This window comes from Sulfurimonas sp., from assembly GCF_018698455.1.
Lineage (GTDB): Bacteria > Campylobacterota > Campylobacteria > Campylobacterales > Sulfurimonadaceae > Sulfurimonas.
In genome coordinates, this window is the sequence record NZ_JABIOQ010000058.1 from 17,860 (window position 1) to 36,864 (window position 19,005).

A 19,005-nucleotide genomic window follows, 5' to 3' on the forward strand; every position below is an offset into this window, starting at 1 on the left:
CAATTTTTGTCCTCTTTTACTTTTGACATAGTAATAGCTTTGAGATTATGATTCGCTTAAGCAAAGCTAATAGTACTTTTGGCTTAAGAATTAAAACAGAGAGGAATGATGCTATAATTCTATGAACAACAAGGAAATATAATATGTGTAATTTTAACAAACAAAGTGAAGAGACAAAAGCTTTTATCCATCTTTTTATGATCAAAGCGTCTGAAAACATAGGTGGTACTAACTTTCTTTTAGCACTAATGGAATCAATGAAATTAAAAAAACCAAACGCTCTAATGTTTAAGGGTTGTCAAGTTTCATCTGAGAATACAATAATAAAATGGAACAAAATAGTCTTTAAAGATAAGGTAGATATATTAGATTCTATTCTTGCAGCACACAGAAGCTCTGAAAATCCAGACTTTAACATTCTAAATGAGCAAAGCACTAAGAAAAAGAAGAACATTACTAATATGATAAGAACTTTAACACCTGTAGAATTTACAGTTACACCACAGAATCCAAATGATGGTGAAGGTTTTAACTTTAAAGTATTTGACAAAGTAGAAGATGATAATGTTACTCTTAACCCTATCTTTGTATCAATGTTTTTCTGTTCAACTGAATTTATGAAAAAGGTTATAAAATACAATATTTAATTCTCTTATGCTATAATCGAAAAATTAAAACATATATAAGAGGTACTTCCTTATGGCACAAACAATAACTGAAAAAATATTCTCACAACATATAGGTCGTGAAGTTTTAGCGGGTGAAATCATCCGTTGTGACATCGACATGGTTATCGGAAACGATATTACAACTCCTATTTCTATCTCTGCATTTAACCTAAGTGGTGCGACTAAACTAGCAAATCCAGATGGATTTTCAATAGTTCTAGATCACTTTATTCCAGCAAAAGACATTGCTTCTGCAAACCAAGCAAAAATATCTCGCTTATTCGCAAAAGAACATAAGCTTAAAAACTTTTTTGATGAAAAGGACATGGGAATAGAGCATGCTCTTTTACCAGAAAAAGGTCTTATCGTTCCTGGTGATGTTATCATTGGTGCAGATTCACATACTTGTACTCATGGTGCTCTTGGAGCATTCTCTACTGGTATGGGTTCAACTGACTTAGCGTTTGCAATGATAACGGGAGGAAACTGGTTTAAAGTTCCTGAGTCTATCAAAGTAAATCTTAGTGGTAAACCAGCACAGCATACAACTGGTAAAGACATTATCTTAGAAATCATCCGTTTAATCGGTGTTGATGGTGCACTTTATAAAACTTTAGAGTTTACAGGTAGCACAATAGAACACTTAACAATGGATGATAGATTTTCTATGTGCAACATGGCTATAGAAGCTGGTGCGAAGAGTGGAATTGTAGCTTATGACGATGTGACAAAAGAATTTTTATCTGATAAAAACTTAGCTCGTGAGCCTCGTATTCACTACTCTGATGATGATGCTGTTTACTGTTTAACATTAGACATAAATGTAGCTGAGTTAGAACCAGTTATTGCTTATCCTTTCTTGCCATCAAATGGTCATTCAATCACTCAAGCGGTTAGTGACAAGATAAAAATTGACCAAGCATTCATCGGATCTTGTACAAACGGACGTTTAAGTGACCTTAAGACTGCTGCTGCTATACTTGATGGTAAAAAAGTTCATGAGGATGTACGTTTAATAGTAACTCCTGGAACTCAAAAGATCCTTAAAGAGGCTTATAAACTTGGCTATATGGATATCATCATCGATGCTGGTGGTGTTGTTTCAAACCCTACATGTGGTGCTTGTTTAGGTGGGTATATGGGAATCTTAGGAGATAGCGAAGTTGCTGTTTCAACAACTAACAGAAACTTTGTAGGTCGTATGGGAAGTCGTTCTTCTGAAGTTTACTTAGCAAACTCTGCTGTAGCGGCTATCAGTGCTATAACTGGTTATATTTCAGACCCTAGATAGTCATGATTGACATTCCATGTGTAATCTTTGCAGGTGGAAAAAGTAGCCGAATGGGAGAGGACAAAGCTCTTCTCTCTTTTGGGAATTTTAAAACTCTTACAGAATTCCAACTATCGCGTTTAAGCAAAATATTTTCCAATGTATACATCTCATGTAAAGACCAGAATAAGTTTGATTTCCAAGCCAATTTTTTAGAAGATGATAAGAATATAAGTACTTTTGCACCTACGGCAGGTTTTATCTCCGCATTTAAACATCTCAAAGAAGAAAAGTTTTTTGCCATAAGTGTGGACTCTCCATTCATAAACTTTGATGTCATCCAAAAACTATTCAATGCTGACAATTCTAATAATGATGCCACAATAGCAAAGACACAGCAAGGGATTCAACCACTATGCGGTATTTACCATCGTTCACTAGATGTAAAGTTTCAAGAGATGCATCAAAATGAAAATCATAAACTTGGATTCTTACTCAAAAATTCAAGAACTGAATATGTAGAATATCTAGATAATCAAACTTTCTTAAACCTCAACAACCTAGAAGATTATAAAGAAGCACTCAGTCTCTTATAATTTTCATATACAGTGAAAGTAAGAGACTCTAAAAAATCAAACTACCATCTCTTCAGAAAACTGCTAAACTAGATTACCTTACTTTTGCTATAATAGTAAAAAACAAAAAGATTTTACTATGAACCTCACACATTTAGATGAAAACCAAAGACCAAAAATGGTCGATGTTAGCGACAAAAGTCAAACAACACGTATTGCAGTTGCAAGTGGTATTATAGAAATGAGCCAAGATGCTTATGATGCTATAGTCACTGAAAAAACAAAAAAAGGCCCTGTTTTACAAACTGCAGTTATTGCAGCAATCATGGGTGTTAAAAAAACAAGTGATCTTATTCCTATGTGTCATCCCCTCAACCTTAGTGGTATCAACTGTGATGTTGATGAACTTGAGCAACTCCCTGGTTTTAAACTCACAGTGACTGCTAAACTTACAGGACAAACAGGTGTAGAGATGGAAGCACTTACTGGTACGAGTATAGGTCTTTTAACTATCTATGACATGGTTAAAGCAATCGATAAAGGTATGGTTATCCGGAATGTACAACTAGAAGAAAAGTCAGGAGGAAAAAATGGAAATTTTAAACGATAGTGAGAAAGAAGTTGTTTTAGAATACCCTTGTACCTGGTGCTATAAGGTAATCGCTAGCGAGAGAAAAGCTCTTGAGCAAGCCATTAGAGATGTATTAGATGAACGTGAACATAAGCTCACTCATTCAAATAAATCAAAAACAGGTAAATATACAAGCATGAATTTAGATTTATTAGTGCATAATGAAGATGATAGAACTTTTATTTTCGAAGCACTTAAAAAGCATAGTGCCATAAAAATGGTACTCTAAAAGGTATACCCCATGAATAGTGACACTCTCAAAGAACTTTATAACAAAAAACTTGAAACCTTAAATCAAAGGATTTCTTCTCTTGTAGCCAACTCGGCACTTGACTTGCATCAAGCATCTCTAGAAGAAGTAAAAGAGTTAGCAACAACTATAGTTGATATAGAAACAGCTGAACTAAATAAAGATGTTGCAAAACTTCTTGAACAAAAAGAAGCGATAGATCGAGAACTTGAAAAGAAATCTGAAGCACTTCAAGATGCTAAATACAATGTGTTTAACACTCTTGAAAGTGAACTTACTTCAAATCCAGCGTTTGTCCTAAAACTTCATCAAGTGAAACTTCAGTCAATCGACCTTTATGACATACTAAGTGAAATGGTTGAATCTGCAATTATTTCAGCACTAGAAAAAGATAGTGATGGGGATATATCTGAAACAATCATAGAAGTTATAAAAGAGATAACATTTGAATCTATTAAAGAAGGCTCCCTAAATACTATTCGTGTAAGAAAAATTTTATCAACTATATTAATAACAGCAATTGATATTTCAGAGGCAACTCCAAATAGAGCAGATGATATACTTCGTGCTACTTTAAAGGGAATGAGAAGTGGTTTAGTTCGTTCCATAGACAGGTTTAAAAAGAGACTTACATTTATGCCAATGGAAGCCAAACATATACTTATAGAAGATTATGACACTATCATGGAGGATTTAAGCCAAACTGATACTCTTTTCTCTCAGGTTATAGCAATTCAAGCAGCTCACAATACAGCACAAATAAATACAATCCTTCTACAAATTAACAAAGATATGTCATATGACTTAGAAGAGCTTGTGCATATCTCTAAAGAGACGGCGGAAGTGATGAGAAAGAGATTTGCATCTTTTGCAAAAAATGCTGTTAAAAAAGCAGATATGGCAATGAAATCTCCAAGAGCTAAAGAAGCTAAACGCATGGGTATACAAGCTCTAGGTGTTGCTAAGGTGGCCTTAGGCACAGCTATTAAATCTGCTAAAGATGCCATAGATACAAAGGATAAATAATGATGTTACACCCTGCAATAGCACATTTCGCCATAGTTTTACCAGTTGTAGCTTCAGTTTTTGGAATTATGTACCTTGCTACAAGAAAAGAACTTTTAGGGAAAATCTCCTCAGTTTCAATTTTCCTTGCCGCATTAGCGATGGTTGGTGCATGGTATACCGGAAATCAAACTGGGCCTGAGATATATGACTATTTAAGCGAAGCGGGACAACAAGAACTAGTGGAACATAAAAACTTAGGTCTTTACCTTGCGATTGTCTTGTCATTGCTCTCTGTATTAAAACTACTAGGATGGAAACTCAATAAGTTTAGATTAGAAGCAGTAGCCATTGTACTTTTACTTATAGTAACTGCTACAGCACTTGTCCAAGGTAAAGATGGTGGTGAGCTAGTTTATAAGCATGGAACACCTTTTAAGTCATTCTCTATACTTGAGACACTTAATGATGCAGCACTAGATGAGCAAGAAGAAGATCATGCGGACAGTAAACTTGAAGTTTATCAAGATGCACTTGAAGATATAAAACTACACTCGAATGAAGTAGACAAACTTTATGAATAAAGAAATGCAAGAGGCTATCCTAGAAGAGATAGTCAACTACAAAAAAGATCCATCTCAATACAGACTTTATTTTACTAGTATGAAAGAAATGTCACTTTGGCTTCAAGAAGTACAAAAATAATGAATATATTTTGTACTCCACTTTACGAAAGACAACTCAAAGAAATTCTCCAAGATTATATAGCTGAAGATTCTCAAGCGACAAAAAGTTTTAAACTCTACCTTGACACTATTATTATAAATATTCCAACAAAAGCTAATAAATATAAAAAATCTATCTACTTTAATGATGAAAATATTAAAGATGTTGAACATGAAAATCTCACTATTTCTTTTTATCTAGATAATGAAAATTATCTTATACTAAGTATCATAAAAAAATAGAAAAAATCCTTTGTCTCATTGTTTCATTTTGTAACTCTTTAAAACTCAATCATCGCTACAGCTTATAATCAATATTCATTCAATAACTATCTATAATTAATTTAAGAAAAAGATGGCATAATATGGGGGTAATAACTTTACCATAACTTAAAATATGGCTTAAGGTAATAATTTAAATATAACTAATTAACAGACTACAAAGGAGACAATGTGAATAATAAAAAATCTCAAGAAGAAACTACTATCGACAGAAGAGACTTTTTCAAAAAAGCGGCTGCTTTTTCAGCTACAGCTTTAGCTGGAACATCACTTTTAGCAAATGAAGTAACTGGTGAAGGCGATCCTGCCATTATGCATCATACAAAATGGGGGCAAGTTTGGGGAGATCCTATAACTACAAACCTTTATGGTGTTCCTTCACCTTACGAGCATAATGTTACAAGAAGAAGTACATCATTACTTTCTTCTGGTAACTTTAGAGCATCTATTGCTGTTACTCCAATACACGAGTCCCAAGGAATCATCACTCCAAATGGTCTTTTCTTTTCTCGTTCACATGGTGGTACTGCACATGTAGATCCTAACGAATTCCGTTTAATGATACATGGTTTAGTTGACAAGCCTATTGTTCTTACATTAGAGCAACTAAAGCGTTACCCAAGTGTAACTCGTACTCACTTTATCGAATGTCCAGCAAATGGTGGACAAGAATGGAGAGGGCCACAGTTCAACTCTGTTCAATTTGCTAAAGGTTTTATGGCATCAGCTGAGTGGACTGGTGTTTACATCAAGACTATCTTAGAAGATTTAGGTCTTAAGCCAGAAGCACAATGGATGTTAGCTGAGGGTTCTGATAACTCTAAAATGGGAAGAACTATTCCTGTAGATAAAGTTCTTGACGATGCAATGATTGTTTGGGGACAAAATGGTGAAGCTCTTCGTCCAGAGCAAGGTTACCCAGCAAGACTACTTGTTCCAGGTTGGGAAGGTAACTTATGTGTTAAATGGTTACGTAGATTAGAATTTGCTGTTGAGCCATGGTACTGTAAAGAAGAGACTTCTAAATATACAGACCTTAAGCCAACTGGTAAAGCTATTCAACATTTCTATGCAAATGAAGTAAACTCTACTGTAACTTCTCCATCTCCAGAGATTGATTGGTCACACCTAGAAGATGGTGCTACAGTTGAAATTGAAGGTCTTGCATGGTCTGGTATGGGTACTATTACTGGTGTTGATATCTCTTTTGATGGTGGTAAGAACTATGTAGAAGCAAAACTTAAAGGTTTGGTACTGCAGAAGTCATGGACTCGTTGGAGTATCATACATACTTACAAAAAAGGTGAAACACTTTTACTTACATCTCGTGCAATGGATGATGCTGGTTATATTCAACCAACAATCGATGAAGAGACTAAGATAATGGGTGTAGAAGCTGTATATCACAGAAATGCAGTTGAGACTTGGGAAGTAACAGAAACAGGAAAGGTAAATCATGTTCAAATTAGATCGTAAATTAATCATTTCTACTTCAGTAGCTGCTATTGCACTACTTGGGGTAGGTTGTGTTGGTGGTGAATCTGCTCCAACATTTAGCGATGGTGTAAATGGAAACATAAGTATAGATGGTGGTGTTTCTTACCCTACTATAAATGGAAAATCAGGTAACTACTTTGTAAATGAATCACATATTGGCAGAGCTATTAATAATGGTCGTGTTCCAACAGATGCTGAAGAAGCTAAGTGGAATACGGACGTTATGGCTGGATATGTTTATAATGAAGATCCAAAAGCATTAGGACTACCTGAAGGTGAAGGTTCTGTTGAAGAAGGTGAAGCACTCTATGAAGCACAATGTGTTATGTGTCACGGAGACTTTGGTTCAGGTGGTGGTGGATACCCAGCACTTTCTAAAGGTAATGCAGAAGATTTACAAAAAACTTTAACAAACAATAGATACCAAGATCCACAAGCTGATGGTCCTACTCGTGTATTTGGTTCATACTGGCCACAAGCTAGTACTATGTTCTGGTACATTAGAGATGGAATGCCTCACCCTAAATCTGATACGTTAAGTGTTAATCAGACTTATGCTCTTACTGCTTATATGTTAAACATTAATGAGATGAGTATTGATGGCCAAGAAGTTGATGATGAGTATGTGCTAGATCGTGCAAAATTCTTAAAAATCAAAATGCCTAATCAAGATGGTTTTGAACCAAATGTAAGAGGTTCTGACTCTTTGCCTGGTGTTCGTGCATACTATGCAAACCCTGCAAACTTTGGTGCTCATAAAGTAAAACCTGCTGAGCGTTGTATGACAAATTGTCAAGAGACTAATGCAACAGTAGTTCGTATTGCCGGTGAAGGTATTTCTCAATTTATTCCACCTATGTCAATTGTAAGAGATTTGCCAGAGAAAAAAGCAGAAACTATTAATGTTAAAGAAGTTTATTCTAATGCATGTGCAATGTGTCATGATAGTTTCTTATCTCCAGGTTCTGCAGAATGGGCTGGATATACTGCTAAAGGTATTGATAAAGTTTACGCTAATGGTATTAACGGAACTGAGACTGGTATGCCTGCAAAAGGTGGAGCAAATCTATCTGATGCTAATTTCAAACTAATGGTTGATTATTTAATCAGCGGTAAATAAACTAAAGGAACGATAATTATGGAAAGAAGAAAATTTTTAAGTATGACTTTAGGTGCACTAGCATTAGCTGCTGTTCCTGCGAGTGTTAGAGCGGAAGACTTCAGAAAAACTAAACCAACAGTATGGACTGCTCACACAGTTGAAGATGGAATCAAAAACCTTTATGGATCAACTACACTAATCGAAAGTGGTGTTAAGCTTAAGGCTGCTGGTGAGTCATTTGATAGTGGTAAGAAAGCTGTTGCAAGTAGTGGTGGAGCTATTCCTGTAGATTTCTCAACTGAGATACCAGCTAAATCAATTGCTGTATTCCAAGATGCTAACCCAGAGTCAGCAGTATGTGTTTACACAGTAAGTAAGTATAGTGTTAATGATTACTCAATTAAAATTAAAATGGGTAAGCCAGGAACTATTACAGTTGTTGTTGAAGGTCTTGATGGTAAGCTTTATGCTGCTAAACAAACTTTAGATGTTGCACTTGGTGGTTGTGAAGGTTAATTCCTCTACTACAATAAGAAACTAATAATAAGGATTATTTATGGGTATTAAAGTAAAAGCAAAGTTAAAAAATGGTGTTGTAAAAGTTAAATGTATGGCTAAGCACGAAATGTCAACTTACAACCAAATGAAGAAAAAAACAGGAAACAGTGATGATGCTAACTTCATTACATATCTTACTGCTACTGTAAATGGTGAGAAAGTATTTGAGCTTTCAACATCTCAGTTTCTTTCTAAAAACCCTATTTTCAAATTCCAATTTCAAGGAATTGGTGCTAAAGGTGATAAGGTTCTTATGACTTGGACTGACCGTAAAGGTAATAGTGACAAGGGTAAGGGGAAAATTAAGTAATCTCTTAATTTTCCTAGGAAGTACTCTTAGTACTTCTTCTCCTCTGTATCTCAAGGTTCAAAAATGTTCAAAAAAACCACACTATTAATATCCCTTCTCTTTCTAACATTCCTAGATGCACAAGAGATCAATATAGATGAAGCTGTAAAGCTATCAAAGAAGACAAATAAGCCAATACTGCTCTATTTTCATAAGATTGGTTGTAGCTACTGTAATAGTATGCAAGCATTTACACTTGAGGATGATTTTGTAATTGAGTTTATCCAAAACAATTACAAAATCTTTCATATAAATGTCTCTCGCAATGATCAAATAACATATAAAGGCAAAACAAGTGGTGGATTATGTCTTGCCAAAGATGTTGGATATAACTTTTATCCCTCTGTGCTTTTTTTAGATGACAAAGCAGATATAGAGTATGCAAGTTTAGGGTATAAATCTGAAAATGAGTTTTTAGTTATACTCGAGTATGTAAAAAAAGGTTTTTACAAGACGATGAGTTTAGATTTCTATAAAGAAAAAATTAACTATCAGAGTAATCTGGAAGATGAGATAAATGATAACAGAAACTACAACAGGTAAAGTTCTTGCTTTATTCATCACACTCAATGATGGAAATAAAACACGTAAATCTATTAAAAGTATTCACGTAGATGAACTTGGAATTAAAAATGATAAATTTTATTCAAAAGATTCCATGCGCTCAATATTACTAAGTTCTTCAGATAGTTATAGACTAACCAAAGAACAAGGAATATCTATTGAGGAAGGTTTACTAGGAGAAAATATACTCCTTAGTATTAATCCATACCATCTCAAACATGGGGATACTTTAAAAATAGGTTCTACATACCTTGAAATAACACAAAACTGTACACTTTGCAATGGCCTTAGTAAAGTAAATCCTAGGCTTCCAAAAATTCTTAAGAGTGATAGAGGTATATTTGCCAAGTATATTAAGGGTAGTTCCGAAATAAAAGTGGACGATAAAGTAGAAATTCTAGATTATTAATACATTTTATACAAAAATGATGTTAAACTCATGGACAATATATTAAAAAAAGAAGGAAAACGAATGAAAAGAATACATACCCTCGCAATAGCATTATTCGCTATAATGACTATTACTGGTAGTGCACTACAAGGTTCTGAGGTAAAAAAGTCTAAAAAAGTACAAGATGTACAAGTTTATTCTGCAACTGATAGTAAAATAACTAGCAAAACAATAGAAGCAGCATTTGATGCGGCAGGTCTTGTCATGATTGGAAATAACGACATGAATAAACCATTTGCAGCTAGATTTACAAAACTGCACTATAAAAAATACTATTTAGCAATGTTTATGCATACTGACCTAACTTTTAAACTAGTGAAAAAATACCCTAAATTTGGTGCACTTTCACCTTTAACAATGTCAATTTGGGGTGATGGAACAACATGGAATATTGCAACACTTACTATAAATGCTATGGCTAGATCAACAGATATCCCAGTTAACGATCCAGACTTAATTGCTTATACAGACCTCGTTACTGCAACTTTAAAGAAGGCACTTCCTAACGGTTCTTTCATAGACTTAAATCACACCGTTAAATTTCCAAATAAAACACTCGCAACTGATTTTACAATGAAAGTTGAATTAGGAGATGATCAAACTGCTGAAGAGTTTGTTGAAGATTTTGAAGCTGAATTTGAAGCGGAAATGGAGCCTTTAGGTTTCTTACTTCCTAATTATACAAATATGCAAGAAGAAGTTTTTGATGACAAGGGCTATACTGATTTGTACGACTACTATCATACATATTCGATCTGTAAATTTGATGTCATTTATCCTGTATCTGAAAAATATCCTGAAGCTGGAGCTTGGGCTCCGTGTTCATTCTACATCTATAAGAGAAAAGGTGAGAACACAATGTATATGGGTTTCTTGTCTGTTGAGAATTGGATTACAACTCTTGATATGAAAGATGAAGAAGAAGGTGTTATAAAACTTCGTGAAGCTCAAGCTTTCATTGAAAACATCATCAATGAAGCAAGTGAATAACTAAAAACTTTCCTTGAGCCTTTGTGCTCAGGAAACTTTATTCATTCAAAAAGATATGGACTATAAATAGCTTATATCTTTTTGAATTCTTATCTAAGGCTACATATGAAACTACTCAACACCGCACTCTCTGCTTTAGCCATAAGCACTGTCCTCATTTCCGCTCTTAATGCAGATAAATTTATACCAACAAATAACAAACATTTAGCTGTTGAATACACGATAGATGGAGATATAGATGAGAAGTTTTTTGAATTTACAAAAAAACCCTTAGAAGATGCTGGATTTTTTTTAAGTAATCCTCATCATAATGTAAACATAGTTTATGAACAACAAGTTGGGGAAACATCTCTTAACCAACTTTCCTTCTCTTCTTTAGTAAATGATGAAGTGGCACGTCCTCTTTTAAACGTGGACCCTAGAATAGGTGGGTTTACTCCATTTAACCTTGTTATTTATAGAAAAAAATCTGATAATAAAAGTGTTATAACACATATAACACCAGAAGCTGCACTTGACGTACTACAAATTACAGATGCAAATGTAAGAAAAACATATATAGAAATGTACAAACCTCTTGATGCTATGATAGAAAAACATTTCTCAGGAGCACTAAAAAGCTATACAAAAATAGAAAGTTTTGCAGAAAAGACTATGATGAATTTCGAAATACCTTTTGATGAACCAGAAGATGTTGAAGACTTTTTTGATGAGTTCCAAGAAACTTTCGAAAGTGCATTTGAAACTAAGGGCTATATTATCGCTGGTTTTTATAACATGAAAGATAGCTTAAACTCTGATGAAGACGTAATGCCTGGATATGATGCTTACGTAGTCTGGTCATTATGTCACGTACCGTTTTCATACACAATATTTGATGGAGAAAAACCTCTCCCACGTGCCGCAGTATTCGCTCCGTGTTCAATGTATGCTTACATTAAGGCAGGTGAAAATAAAATCGTTATAGGAATGCCAACACTAGGTGCATGGACATCAGCACTTGGAATAACAGATAAAGACAAACAAGCTAAAATAGATCAACTTGATGTTGAAATTCCTGCCATTATTCACTCATTAGGTGGGATAGACACAGATAATGCAAATCCACTTCTAAGAAAGTAAAAACTACTCTTTAGACTTTAAATCAGTATATAGAGGTATGCAAGCCTCTATTTCACTTTTCTTTGGAACTCTTCTAATCGATAAATATGTATAATTTCCATTACTATCAATACGTCTTAATGCCGTTGCATGGACCCAATAATAGCCTCTATCTTTTCTACGATTCTTTACTATACCTGTCCAGAAACCTTTACTCTGTATATCATCCCAAAGACCTTTAAATGCGATACGAGGCATATCAGGATGTCTTACAATATTGTGAGGTTCTCCAATTAATTCATCTAATTCATATCCAGCAAGTTCACAAAACATTTGGTTTGCATAAATAATAATACCTTTATCATCAGTTTCACTCAGAATATAACTATCTTCTGGAAAAAACCACTCATCACGTCCCTCACCTTGATAAATATCAGACATCTATTCTCCTATTTATAGTATTTAGTAAGTCCTGTCATATTTGAACCCATATTTAAAAGGAGCATATCAGCTATAACAAGTGCAGCCATAGACTCGCATACAACACTTCCTCTTATCGCGACGCAAGGATCATGACGACCCTTAAGCGAGAAGTCGACTTCTTCATTTGATGTTGTGACAGTATGTTGTTCTATAAAGATAGAAGGTGTTGGTTTAAAATAAATATTGACAACTATTTCATCTCCGTTACTAATACCGCCTAAAATTCCACCTGCATGATTAGATTCAAATCCGCCTGAACGAATTTCATCATTATTTTGTGAACCTAGAGTACGTGAGCTTAAAACACCATCACCAATTTCTACTGCTTTTACTGCGTTTAAGCCCATCATAGCACTAGCTAAGACACCATCAAGTTTATAGTACATCGGTTGACCTAGTCCAGCTGGTGCGCCTTTAATAAGTACACGAGCTACACCACCAACAGAATCATGATTATTTTTAGCTTCTAGAATCGCATCTTTTTGTGCCTGCTCTTTTGTTTTGTCTAAAGCATATATAAGACTATCTTTAGCCTCCGAGTAATCAAATGATTCACCTTTGATACCAGCGATTTCACTAATCCCACTCATCACAGAGATATTTAAATCCGCTATCATAAGCTTTGCTATAGCACCAGCTGCTACTCGAGCAGCAGTTTCACGTGCTGAACTTCTTCCACCACCTCTGTAGTCTCTTAAACCATACTTGTGAAAGTATGTAAAATCAGCATGTCCGGGACGGAAGACATCTTTTATATTTGTATAATCTTTTGACTTTTGATTTGTATTATAAATAATCATAGCGATAGGAGTTCCCGTGCTGAGTCCTTCAAATACACCACTAAGGATTTCTACCTTATCTGCCTCTTTTCGTGCAGTTTCAAATTCACTCTTTCCTGGTTTACGACGGTCAAGCTCACTCTGAATATACTCTTCATCAATTTTAAGACCTGCTGGGACACCATCTAAAAGACACCCTATTGCTGTTCCATGAGATTCACCAAATGTACTAAATCGTAACTTCTCTCCAAAACTATTCACTACTTTTCCTTTTTTAACAGCTCTAAAGCAATTTCTGCTGCAGCTTGCTGTGCTATCTTCTTGCTTTTTCCTGTACCAATTGAATACTCTTTTGAATCTATAAAAACACCAATTTCAAACTCTTTAATATGGTCTGGACCACTACTTTTTAAAACTTTATACTCTGGAGTAACTCCAAGTCTAGCCTGCGTAAGTTCCTGTAGAGAAGTTTTATAATCTCGCAAGAGTGAATCAAGAGAAATTTCATCATAGTTATCTTCGATAAGACCTATTGAAATCTCTGTAACTCTGGCTAAGCCTGCTTCAAGATAGACGGCCCCCATCACTGCTTCAAATGCATTAGAAAGAAGTGATGATTTTTCTCTACCACCATTATTATCCTCTGCGCTTGAAAGATAAATGTGCTCTCCTAGAGAAAGTACACGTGCTAGTTTATCAAAACCTGCTTCATTTACAAGTGAAGCTCTTATTTTTGACAACTTTCCTTCATCGGACTTTCTAAACTTAGTAAAGAGGTACTCCCCAACCACTAAATCTAAAACAGCATCTCCCAAAAACTCTAATCGCTCATTATCGTAGGGCTGTTTATAACTTTTATGTGTCAGCGCTTCGATAAGGAGCTTTTGATCTTTAAACTTGTACCCAAGTCTCTCTTCTAATATTTTTGTATTTTTACTCATATCTCCCTCTTTGTATTACATATTTTGTTTTGTCTCTAGTAGCTTTACTGAAAAGAGTTGTTGTCTTCACTAAAATCTTTACTACTATTTTTTATTAAACTCCACTCTAAACGCGATGTATCTAGTCCATGACATGAACTACACCTAGTGAACACAAAAGGATAGAGTTGCTTACAATTTGTACATATATACTCAAAACTAAGAGTAGCATTTGCTTTTCCAGCTAGACCAATAAGTACATCAAACTCAAATATATCGCTACTACTGGCAAGACTAATATCTCCACGTGCACTGTACATTTCTCTTAAAAATCCATTCTGTGAAATTATATCTAAATCCAGCTCTTTAGCTTCGAGCCCCCAAAGTAAATCTGCAAGCTGCTCACTCCTAGAAGCATCAAAATTATTCCAAGCAAAAGATGGATTTATTCTAAAGAGATACTCATATGTTAGATAAAAAAGTTGTTGCTGTTCTTCATACATTTTTAGAAGAGCATGTGCTTTTACATCTTGGGAAATATCGAGTCTATTAAGTAATCCCATCGCATTAATGTATGCACTTTCAAGTCTTATGTCTATACCTAATTCACCTAGTGGTTCTAAAACATCTTTCGCCGACTTAAAATCTTTCATATATTCATAAACAAGAAGTAGATACTTCAGTGCTTCTGGTGTTCGAGGTTTCTTTTTGAGTATCTCTAAAAATATCTTTTTTGAACGCTCTAAAAAACCTGCTTTAAAATAAGTTTTTCCAAGCAAGAACATAGTCTCAGTTGTATTTTCTCTACTTGGTAATTTTAGCATTTCATTATAAATCTCTATACTTTTTTCATAATTTCCATTCTCAATGTATGACTGAGCGAGAAGTAACCAAGATTTCTCAGATAGTTCTCCACCAGAAATAAGAACTCTAAGGTCCTCTTTAGAAGGGTGAGCATTAAAATCTCTTAAAAATTTATCTAAATACTTTGAATCTTCATTGTGCTTATATCTATTCCACCAATAAGAGATAAAAGCAATCACAAAAACAATAGAAAAAAACATAATAATGGAAAAGAGTGGATCTCTAAAGTCTATAAATAAACTGTTCATTAGTCGTAAACCACGATGCCATAATCATCTTTTAATTTATAAAAAGTAGATTCTGAAGTAAACTCTAAATCTTTCATCTTCCCCAATTGTACGAGAGAATCTTTTGTCACTTTTATACCATTTTCACGAAAAAACTTTTTTATGTTTACAAACTTTACATCTTGGACAAACTTATACTCAAACTCTTTATGAAGTTTCATCTTCTCATACGAAAATATATGTTCATTGACATGTAGTTGGTCTGATGCGAATTTTATAGGGAGGTGACCAGAGAGGTCTGTTAATACATCTTCTATGTGCAAATACTTTGGAGGAAGTGTCTCCTTTTTCACAAAAACATATTTATTATTTAGCTTAAGATTAGGTGTATTTTTCCAGTACTTATACGCTGGATTTGAAACACCTAATTTAGCAGAAACTTCTCGCCAAAGCCAAAAGGAGTTAAGTGTACTAGGTAAATTAGCCATGTTCCTTACACTCCTTTAAAACTATTTATATAAATTATATAGTTTTATCCTAAAGAGTGCCCTTAAAAAGATTTTTTTACACTTTACTTAGAGCGTACTAATAAGTAATGCACTAAACATTAACTGCAGTGCAAATAAAATAGATGAGACTTTAAATGCTGTCCCGGCAGTTTTCATTATTGTTCCAAAATGTATCATTAATCCTATTGCACTCATTGCAATGAGGGTGATATATTGACTCACAGAAGATATAAGAGTTTCAAGCTCTTTTGGTAGCAGTCCAAGTGAAGCGATAATAGAAAAAAAGACAAACCAAAGTATAAAAGATGGTACTCCTATTTTTGCCTTTTGGCTCACTTCTTCGTCATTGTTTTGACTTTCTTTTTTTGCTATATATATTAAAATGAGTACAAGAGGAACAAGTAATAGAACTCTTCCCATTTTCACAACGGTTGAATAATGCCCCGCTTCATCAGAAATACTAAATCCAGCGGCTACTGCTTGTCCAACTGCCTGAAGTGTATTTCCTGTGAAAACCCCAGCTTGAATATCGGTAAAACCTAAAAGGTGTGCTAAGAATGGTGCTAAAAATATACCGATTGTTCCCATAAGATTTACAAGTGCTATACTAATCCCAATATCATTGCTTTTGACCTTAGTAATACTAGATGTCGCCGCGATTGCAGAACTTCCACATACACCATTTCCTATTCCTATCATAAGGGAAAGTTTAGGATTTAGTTTAAAAAGTTTTCCAAGTAGAACACCCATAAAAATTGTAAATACCATTCCTAAAACGATAATTAAGATAGTTTTAACACCTAAGTTTGCAAGCATAGTGAAATTAAGATTTATTCCCATAAGAGCAATTGCAAACATTAGTAGATCTTTTTCTGCAAACTTCACACCACTTTTAAACCTAGACTCTTCTGCATGAAAAGTACTGTAAAATATATTTCCTACAATCATTCCAATAATAATAGCTACAGTTGCTGTACTAAATGAGATGAACTGAGTGATAGTAAGAGATACAATGGCTACTGCAATACTAGCAAGTAGGCCTCTTGTATATGTTTTATATTTAGATATATTAAGCATCTAAATCCTTCATAATTGTATAAGTTTCAAGCTATAACTAAAATTATAGCCAAAATAACTTTTTACTTATTGAGCTTCTTCTAGTATAGATCTTTTTGGAAAGATAAATGTCGAATGTCTAATAACAGATACTTTTTCACTTTTTGTACCATCTTCATTTAATGCATAAGCATGAATAGTTACAGGAATAATTGTATCTTTTCTTATATCATCAATAAGGACATCCTCTGTTCTAAGCGTTACAATTTTTTTCTTTTTACTTCCAGGAATAACACTGAATGCTTTTGTTGGTTTTGCTATAACTATTTTTCCATTAACATTCTCTGGAGTTACAACCTCAAAGAAAAACTTCATTTTCTTATTTTCTGTATTTTGAAGTAAAAATATGTAAGAGTTATCTACTTGCACTACCTCATCAAAAAGACGTGCTGTAGAGTACATTCTTGGTTCTTTATTAATGTTAAGAAGCATATGCTCTTTTGTACTTCCCATAAACCCTAAAATAATAGTAATTCCAATAAGAAGTCCTATATAAGCTAAGATTTTTGGACGGAAGTACTGTGTCTTCCCTTTTTGATCTACTATTTCATAGTCACTAGACCAGGTCACAAGTGATGGTTTTCCAAGTTTTCCCATTACTGTAGTACAAGCATCTACACACTCTAAACAGTTTATACACTCAAGCTGGAAACCCTTACGGATATCTATATGTGTAGGACAAACACTCACACAAGACTGACATGTTGTACATTCTGCATTTGGTGCTACAGCTTGGAGTTCTTTTTGTTTTGTAAACTGTTTGTTATGGTCAGCATCATAGATGTCACCACCTCTGTTCATATCATAAAGTGCCATCACGGTATGATCATCATAAAGTACAGACTGTATACGAGAGTAAGGACAAACATAAACACAAAAATTTTCTTGTAAAAATACTATGTCGTAAACTAAAAATAGTGCTACTGCTATCCATGTTCCAAAGAGTGCCCAGTGGTTATTAAAATCACTTAGATAACCTATAAACTCCATTGGTGGTACAAAAAACCATAAAAAGTCTGCTGCTGCTATATGAGCAAGTACAAATGCTATAACCCAAGAAGCAACTCTCTTAATCTTGTTCTTCGTGAGAGTCATGTCTGGTTCGACCTGCTTGTTCTTTATTCTTTTACGAAGTCCAAGAATCTTTGTTTCTATAAGGTCACGAAAAGCTGTACGAAAAACAGTCTGTGGACAAACCCATCCACAAAATACACGTCCACCTAAAACAGTCATTCCAAAAATAGCTAAGAACATAAGCATAAGTAAAAAAGGAAGGAGATATAACTCTTGCATATCAAACTGGATAAATGCAAGATGAAGCTTTAGTTTATCAAAACTTAAAAGAAAAAAGTGATTTCCGTCGATTACAATCCACGGGAGTGCTAATGTAAACACAGTGGCAAATACAAATACTACATAGCGTTTGTATCTCCAAGGTGTTGGGATTTTAAATGGTTCAGTTGTATCTTTCATGTATAATCCTTATTAATTGTCATTCGATTATACAGACTATACCATTAATTTACTTTAAATTATAATAATTATATACAAATATTATATATCTACCAACCAATCCCTATTTGTGCCATATATCTTCTATCTGGAATATCTACACTTCCGGTACCTATTTGTTCTTCATATGTAGAAATATTTAATTTTATCACTGCTATTTCCATATCAAGACCTGCCGTATATGCACTCTGATAAAGACCCAAATTTACTTGTGCAGAAAACCAAGTACTGTCGATAAGACCAATTCCCATACCTAATCGTAAACGTTTCATAAAATCATTATCACTATAATCACTATAGCTTACCGTATCTCCATTTCCACTATAGTCGTAAATTCGAATTGTATTTGCATTAAGCATGTCCACATAATCAACTGCAACAACAAATTTTTCCAAAAATGCAACTTCTGGAGAAATCGATGCACCAAGGTTAACCGTTGTCGGTTGTTTTCCAAAATTATCATCCATACCAATTGCACCTATATTTAAGACACTTAATCCAAAAGCAGGATGTAATGAGCTCTTGGCAAATGGATGATACACCACCCCCAAGTCTACACCAAAACCAGAAGAAGTTT

The 19,005-nt window shown here is 34.3% G+C and carries 25 protein-coding genes; 17 read left to right on the plus strand and 8 right to left on the minus strand.

Features of this window, described 5'->3' with window-relative positions:
• Positions 1-143: 143 nt before the first annotated feature.
• The 17 genes from HOG88_RS08465 to HOG88_RS08545 all read left to right on the plus strand — a co-directional run bounded on the left by HOG88_RS08465 (position 144) and on the right by HOG88_RS08545 (position 12,039).
• Positions 144-647: a hypothetical protein gene (locus HOG88_RS08465; protein ID WP_295005159.1), complete on the plus strand. Its 504-nt coding sequence runs from the start codon at positions 144-146 to the stop codon at positions 645-647.
• Positions 648-699: 52 nt separating this feature from the next.
• The gene (locus HOG88_RS08470; protein ID WP_295005161.1) at positions 700-1,959 is read left to right on the plus strand and encodes a 3-isopropylmalate dehydratase large subunit; all 1,260 of its coding nucleotides are present in this window, start codon (positions 700-702) and stop codon (positions 1,957-1,959) included.
• A 2-nt stretch (positions 1,960-1,961) separates the two neighbouring features.
• Positions 1,962-2,534: a molybdenum cofactor guanylyltransferase MobA gene (gene mobA / locus HOG88_RS08475; protein WP_295005163.1), complete on the plus strand. Its 573-nt coding sequence runs from the start codon at positions 1,962-1,964 to the stop codon at positions 2,532-2,534.
• A 118-nt stretch (positions 2,535-2,652) separates the two neighbouring features.
• Positions 2,653-3,123 carry a cyclic pyranopterin monophosphate synthase MoaC gene (gene moaC, locus HOG88_RS08480; RefSeq protein WP_295005165.1) on the plus strand — a complete coding sequence of 157 codons (471 nt, stop codon included), beginning with the start codon at positions 2,653-2,655 and terminating at the stop codon, positions 3,121-3,123.
• Positions 3,104-3,373 (plus strand): DUF493 domain-containing protein, encoded by a 270-nt coding sequence (locus tag HOG88_RS08485; protein ID WP_295005167.1) that lies wholly within the window; start codon positions 3,104-3,106, stop codon positions 3,371-3,373. The genes moaC and HOG88_RS08485 overlap by 20 nt, the downstream gene beginning before the upstream one ends.
• A gap of 12 nt (positions 3,374-3,385) precedes the next feature.
• Positions 3,386-4,420, plus strand: a complete 1,035-nt coding sequence (locus HOG88_RS08490; protein WP_295005169.1) for a hypothetical protein — start codon at positions 3,386-3,388, stop codon at positions 4,418-4,420.
• Positions 4,420-4,983 carry a DUF2231 domain-containing protein gene (locus HOG88_RS08495; protein ID WP_295005171.1) on the plus strand — a complete coding sequence of 188 codons (564 nt, stop codon included), beginning with the start codon at positions 4,420-4,422 and terminating at the stop codon, positions 4,981-4,983. The genes HOG88_RS08490 and HOG88_RS08495 overlap by 1 nt, the downstream gene beginning before the upstream one ends.
• Positions 4,976-5,104, plus strand: coding sequence for a hypothetical protein (locus HOG88_RS08500; RefSeq protein WP_295005173.1), 129 nt, complete (start codon positions 4,976-4,978; stop codon positions 5,102-5,104). Before HOG88_RS08495 ends, HOG88_RS08500 begins: the two co-directional genes overlap by 8 nt.
• A complete protein-coding gene (locus HOG88_RS08505; RefSeq protein WP_295005175.1) occupies positions 5,104-5,367 on the plus strand; it encodes a hypothetical protein in 264 nt (87 codons plus the stop codon). The genes HOG88_RS08500 and HOG88_RS08505 overlap by 1 nt, the downstream gene beginning before the upstream one ends.
• A gap of 210 nt (positions 5,368-5,577) precedes the next feature.
• Positions 5,578-6,882, plus strand: coding sequence for a sulfite dehydrogenase (gene soxC, locus HOG88_RS08510; RefSeq protein ID WP_295005177.1), 1,305 nt, complete (start codon positions 5,578-5,580; stop codon positions 6,880-6,882).
• Positions 6,863-8,023, plus strand: a complete 1,161-nt coding sequence (locus HOG88_RS08515) for a c-type cytochrome (RefSeq protein WP_295005179.1) — start codon at positions 6,863-6,865, stop codon at positions 8,021-8,023. Before soxC ends, HOG88_RS08515 begins: the two co-directional genes overlap by 20 nt.
• 18 nt (positions 8,024-8,041) lie before the next feature.
• Positions 8,042-8,521 (plus strand): thiosulfate oxidation carrier protein SoxY, encoded by a 480-nt coding sequence (locus HOG88_RS08520; RefSeq protein ID WP_295005181.1) that lies wholly within the window; start codon positions 8,042-8,044, stop codon positions 8,519-8,521.
• Between the two features lie 40 nt (positions 8,522-8,561).
• Positions 8,562-8,873, plus strand: a complete 312-nt coding sequence (gene soxZ / locus HOG88_RS08525) for a thiosulfate oxidation carrier complex protein SoxZ (protein ID WP_295005183.1) — start codon at positions 8,562-8,564, stop codon at positions 8,871-8,873.
• A gap of 63 nt (positions 8,874-8,936) precedes the next feature.
• The gene (locus HOG88_RS08530; protein ID WP_295005185.1) at positions 8,937-9,455 is read left to right on the plus strand and encodes a thioredoxin fold domain-containing protein; all 519 of its coding nucleotides are present in this window, start codon (positions 8,937-8,939) and stop codon (positions 9,453-9,455) included.
• Positions 9,430-9,885, plus strand: coding sequence for an MOSC domain-containing protein (locus HOG88_RS08535; protein ID WP_295005187.1), 456 nt, complete (start codon positions 9,430-9,432; stop codon positions 9,883-9,885). The genes HOG88_RS08530 and HOG88_RS08535 overlap by 26 nt, the downstream gene beginning before the upstream one ends.
• A gap of 63 nt (positions 9,886-9,948) precedes the next feature.
• Entirely contained in the window at positions 9,949-10,917 is a 969-nt protein-coding gene (locus HOG88_RS08540) for a hypothetical protein (RefSeq protein WP_295005189.1), read from the plus strand.
• A 105-nt stretch (positions 10,918-11,022) separates the two neighbouring features.
• The gene (locus HOG88_RS08545; RefSeq protein WP_295005191.1) at positions 11,023-12,039 is read left to right on the plus strand and encodes a hypothetical protein; all 1,017 of its coding nucleotides are present in this window, start codon (positions 11,023-11,025) and stop codon (positions 12,037-12,039) included.
• Positions 12,040-12,042: 3 nt separating this feature from the next.
• On the opposite strand, the gene HOG88_RS08550 is transcribed toward HOG88_RS08545, so the two are convergent.
• The 8 genes from HOG88_RS08550 to HOG88_RS08585 all read right to left on the minus strand — a co-directional run.
• Positions 12,043-12,459: a PAS domain-containing protein gene (locus tag HOG88_RS08550; RefSeq protein ID WP_295005193.1), complete on the minus strand. Its 417-nt coding sequence runs from the start codon at positions 12,457-12,459 to the stop codon at positions 12,043-12,045.
• A gap of 8 nt (positions 12,460-12,467) precedes the next feature.
• Positions 12,468-13,541 carry a chorismate synthase gene (aroC, locus tag HOG88_RS08555; RefSeq protein WP_295005195.1) on the minus strand — a complete coding sequence of 358 codons (1,074 nt, stop codon included), beginning with the start codon at positions 13,539-13,541 and terminating at the stop codon, positions 12,468-12,470.
• On the minus strand, positions 13,541-14,221 hold the full coding sequence (gene rnc / locus HOG88_RS08560) for a ribonuclease III (RefSeq protein WP_295005197.1): 681 nt from the start codon (positions 14,219-14,221) through the stop codon (positions 13,541-13,543). The genes aroC and rnc overlap by 1 nt, the downstream gene beginning before the upstream one ends.
• A 44-nt stretch (positions 14,222-14,265) precedes the next feature.
• Positions 14,266-15,312 (minus strand): hypothetical protein, encoded by a 1,047-nt coding sequence (locus tag HOG88_RS08565; protein ID WP_295005199.1) that lies wholly within the window; start codon positions 15,310-15,312, stop codon positions 14,266-14,268.
• Positions 15,312-15,779, minus strand: coding sequence for a hypothetical protein (locus tag HOG88_RS08570; RefSeq protein WP_295005201.1), 468 nt, complete (start codon positions 15,777-15,779; stop codon positions 15,312-15,314). Before HOG88_RS08570 ends, HOG88_RS08565 begins: the two co-directional genes overlap by 1 nt.
• 87 nt (positions 15,780-15,866) lie before the next feature.
• Entirely contained in the window at positions 15,867-16,877 is a 1,011-nt protein-coding gene (locus HOG88_RS08575) for a putative sulfate exporter family transporter (protein ID WP_295005203.1), read from the minus strand.
• Between the two features lie 66 nt (positions 16,878-16,943).
• A complete protein-coding gene (gene ccoG, locus HOG88_RS08580) occupies positions 16,944-18,389 on the minus strand; it encodes a cytochrome c oxidase accessory protein CcoG (RefSeq protein WP_295005205.1) in 1,446 nt (481 codons plus the stop codon).
• Between the two features lie 89 nt (positions 18,390-18,478).
• The coding region (locus tag HOG88_RS08585) for a hypothetical protein (RefSeq protein ID WP_295005207.1) at positions 18,479-19,005 on the minus strand (527 nt) is incomplete at its 5' end.

Coding starts and splice junctions, on each gene's coding strand:
- HOG88_RS08465 (WP_295005159.1), top strand. CDS start 144: ATGTGTAATTTTAACAAACAAAGTGAAGAGACAAAAGCTTTTATCCAT.
- HOG88_RS08470 (WP_295005161.1), top strand. CDS start 700: ATGGCACAAACAATAACTGAAAAAATATTCTCACAACATATAGGTCGT.
- mobA (WP_295005163.1), top strand. CDS start 1,962: ATGATTGACATTCCATGTGTAATCTTTGCAGGTGGAAAAAGTAGCCGA.
- moaC (WP_295005165.1), top strand. CDS start 2,653: ATGAACCTCACACATTTAGATGAAAACCAAAGACCAAAAATGGTCGAT.
- HOG88_RS08485 (WP_295005167.1), top strand. CDS start 3,104: ATGGAAATTTTAAACGATAGTGAGAAAGAAGTTGTTTTAGAATACCCT.
- HOG88_RS08490 (WP_295005169.1), top strand. CDS start 3,386: ATGAATAGTGACACTCTCAAAGAACTTTATAACAAAAAACTTGAAACC.
- HOG88_RS08495 (WP_295005171.1), top strand. CDS start 4,420: ATGATGTTACACCCTGCAATAGCACATTTCGCCATAGTTTTACCAGTT.
- HOG88_RS08500 (WP_295005173.1), top strand. CDS start 4,976: ATGAATAAAGAAATGCAAGAGGCTATCCTAGAAGAGATAGTCAACTAC.
- HOG88_RS08505 (WP_295005175.1), top strand. CDS start 5,104: ATGAATATATTTTGTACTCCACTTTACGAAAGACAACTCAAAGAAATT.
- HOG88_RS08515 (WP_295005179.1), top strand. CDS start 6,863: ATGTTCAAATTAGATCGTAAATTAATCATTTCTACTTCAGTAGCTGCT.
- HOG88_RS08520 (WP_295005181.1), top strand. CDS start 8,042: ATGGAAAGAAGAAAATTTTTAAGTATGACTTTAGGTGCACTAGCATTA.
- soxZ (WP_295005183.1), top strand. CDS start 8,562: ATGGGTATTAAAGTAAAAGCAAAGTTAAAAAATGGTGTTGTAAAAGTT.
- HOG88_RS08530 (WP_295005185.1), top strand. CDS start 8,937: ATGTTCAAAAAAACCACACTATTAATATCCCTTCTCTTTCTAACATTC.
- HOG88_RS08535 (WP_295005187.1), top strand. CDS start 9,430: ATGATAACAGAAACTACAACAGGTAAAGTTCTTGCTTTATTCATCACA.
- HOG88_RS08540 (WP_295005189.1), top strand. CDS start 9,949: ATGAAAAGAATACATACCCTCGCAATAGCATTATTCGCTATAATGACT.
- HOG88_RS08545 (WP_295005191.1), top strand. CDS start 11,023: ATGAAACTACTCAACACCGCACTCTCTGCTTTAGCCATAAGCACTGTC.
- HOG88_RS08550 (WP_295005193.1), bottom strand. CDS start 12,459: ATGTCTGATATTTATCAAGGTGAGGGACGTGATGAGTGGTTTTTTCCA.
- rnc (WP_295005197.1), bottom strand. CDS start 14,221: ATGAGTAAAAATACAAAAATATTAGAAGAGAGACTTGGGTACAAGTTT.
- HOG88_RS08565 (WP_295005199.1), bottom strand. CDS start 15,312: ATGAACAGTTTATTTATAGACTTTAGAGATCCACTCTTTTCCATTATT.
- HOG88_RS08570 (WP_295005201.1), bottom strand. CDS start 15,779: ATGGCTAATTTACCTAGTACACTTAACTCCTTTTGGCTTTGGCGAGAA.
- HOG88_RS08575 (WP_295005203.1), bottom strand. CDS start 16,877: ATGCTTAATATATCTAAATATAAAACATATACAAGAGGCCTACTTGCT.
- ccoG (WP_295005205.1), bottom strand. CDS start 18,389: ATGAAAGATACAACTGAACCATTTAAAATCCCAACACCTTGGAGATAC.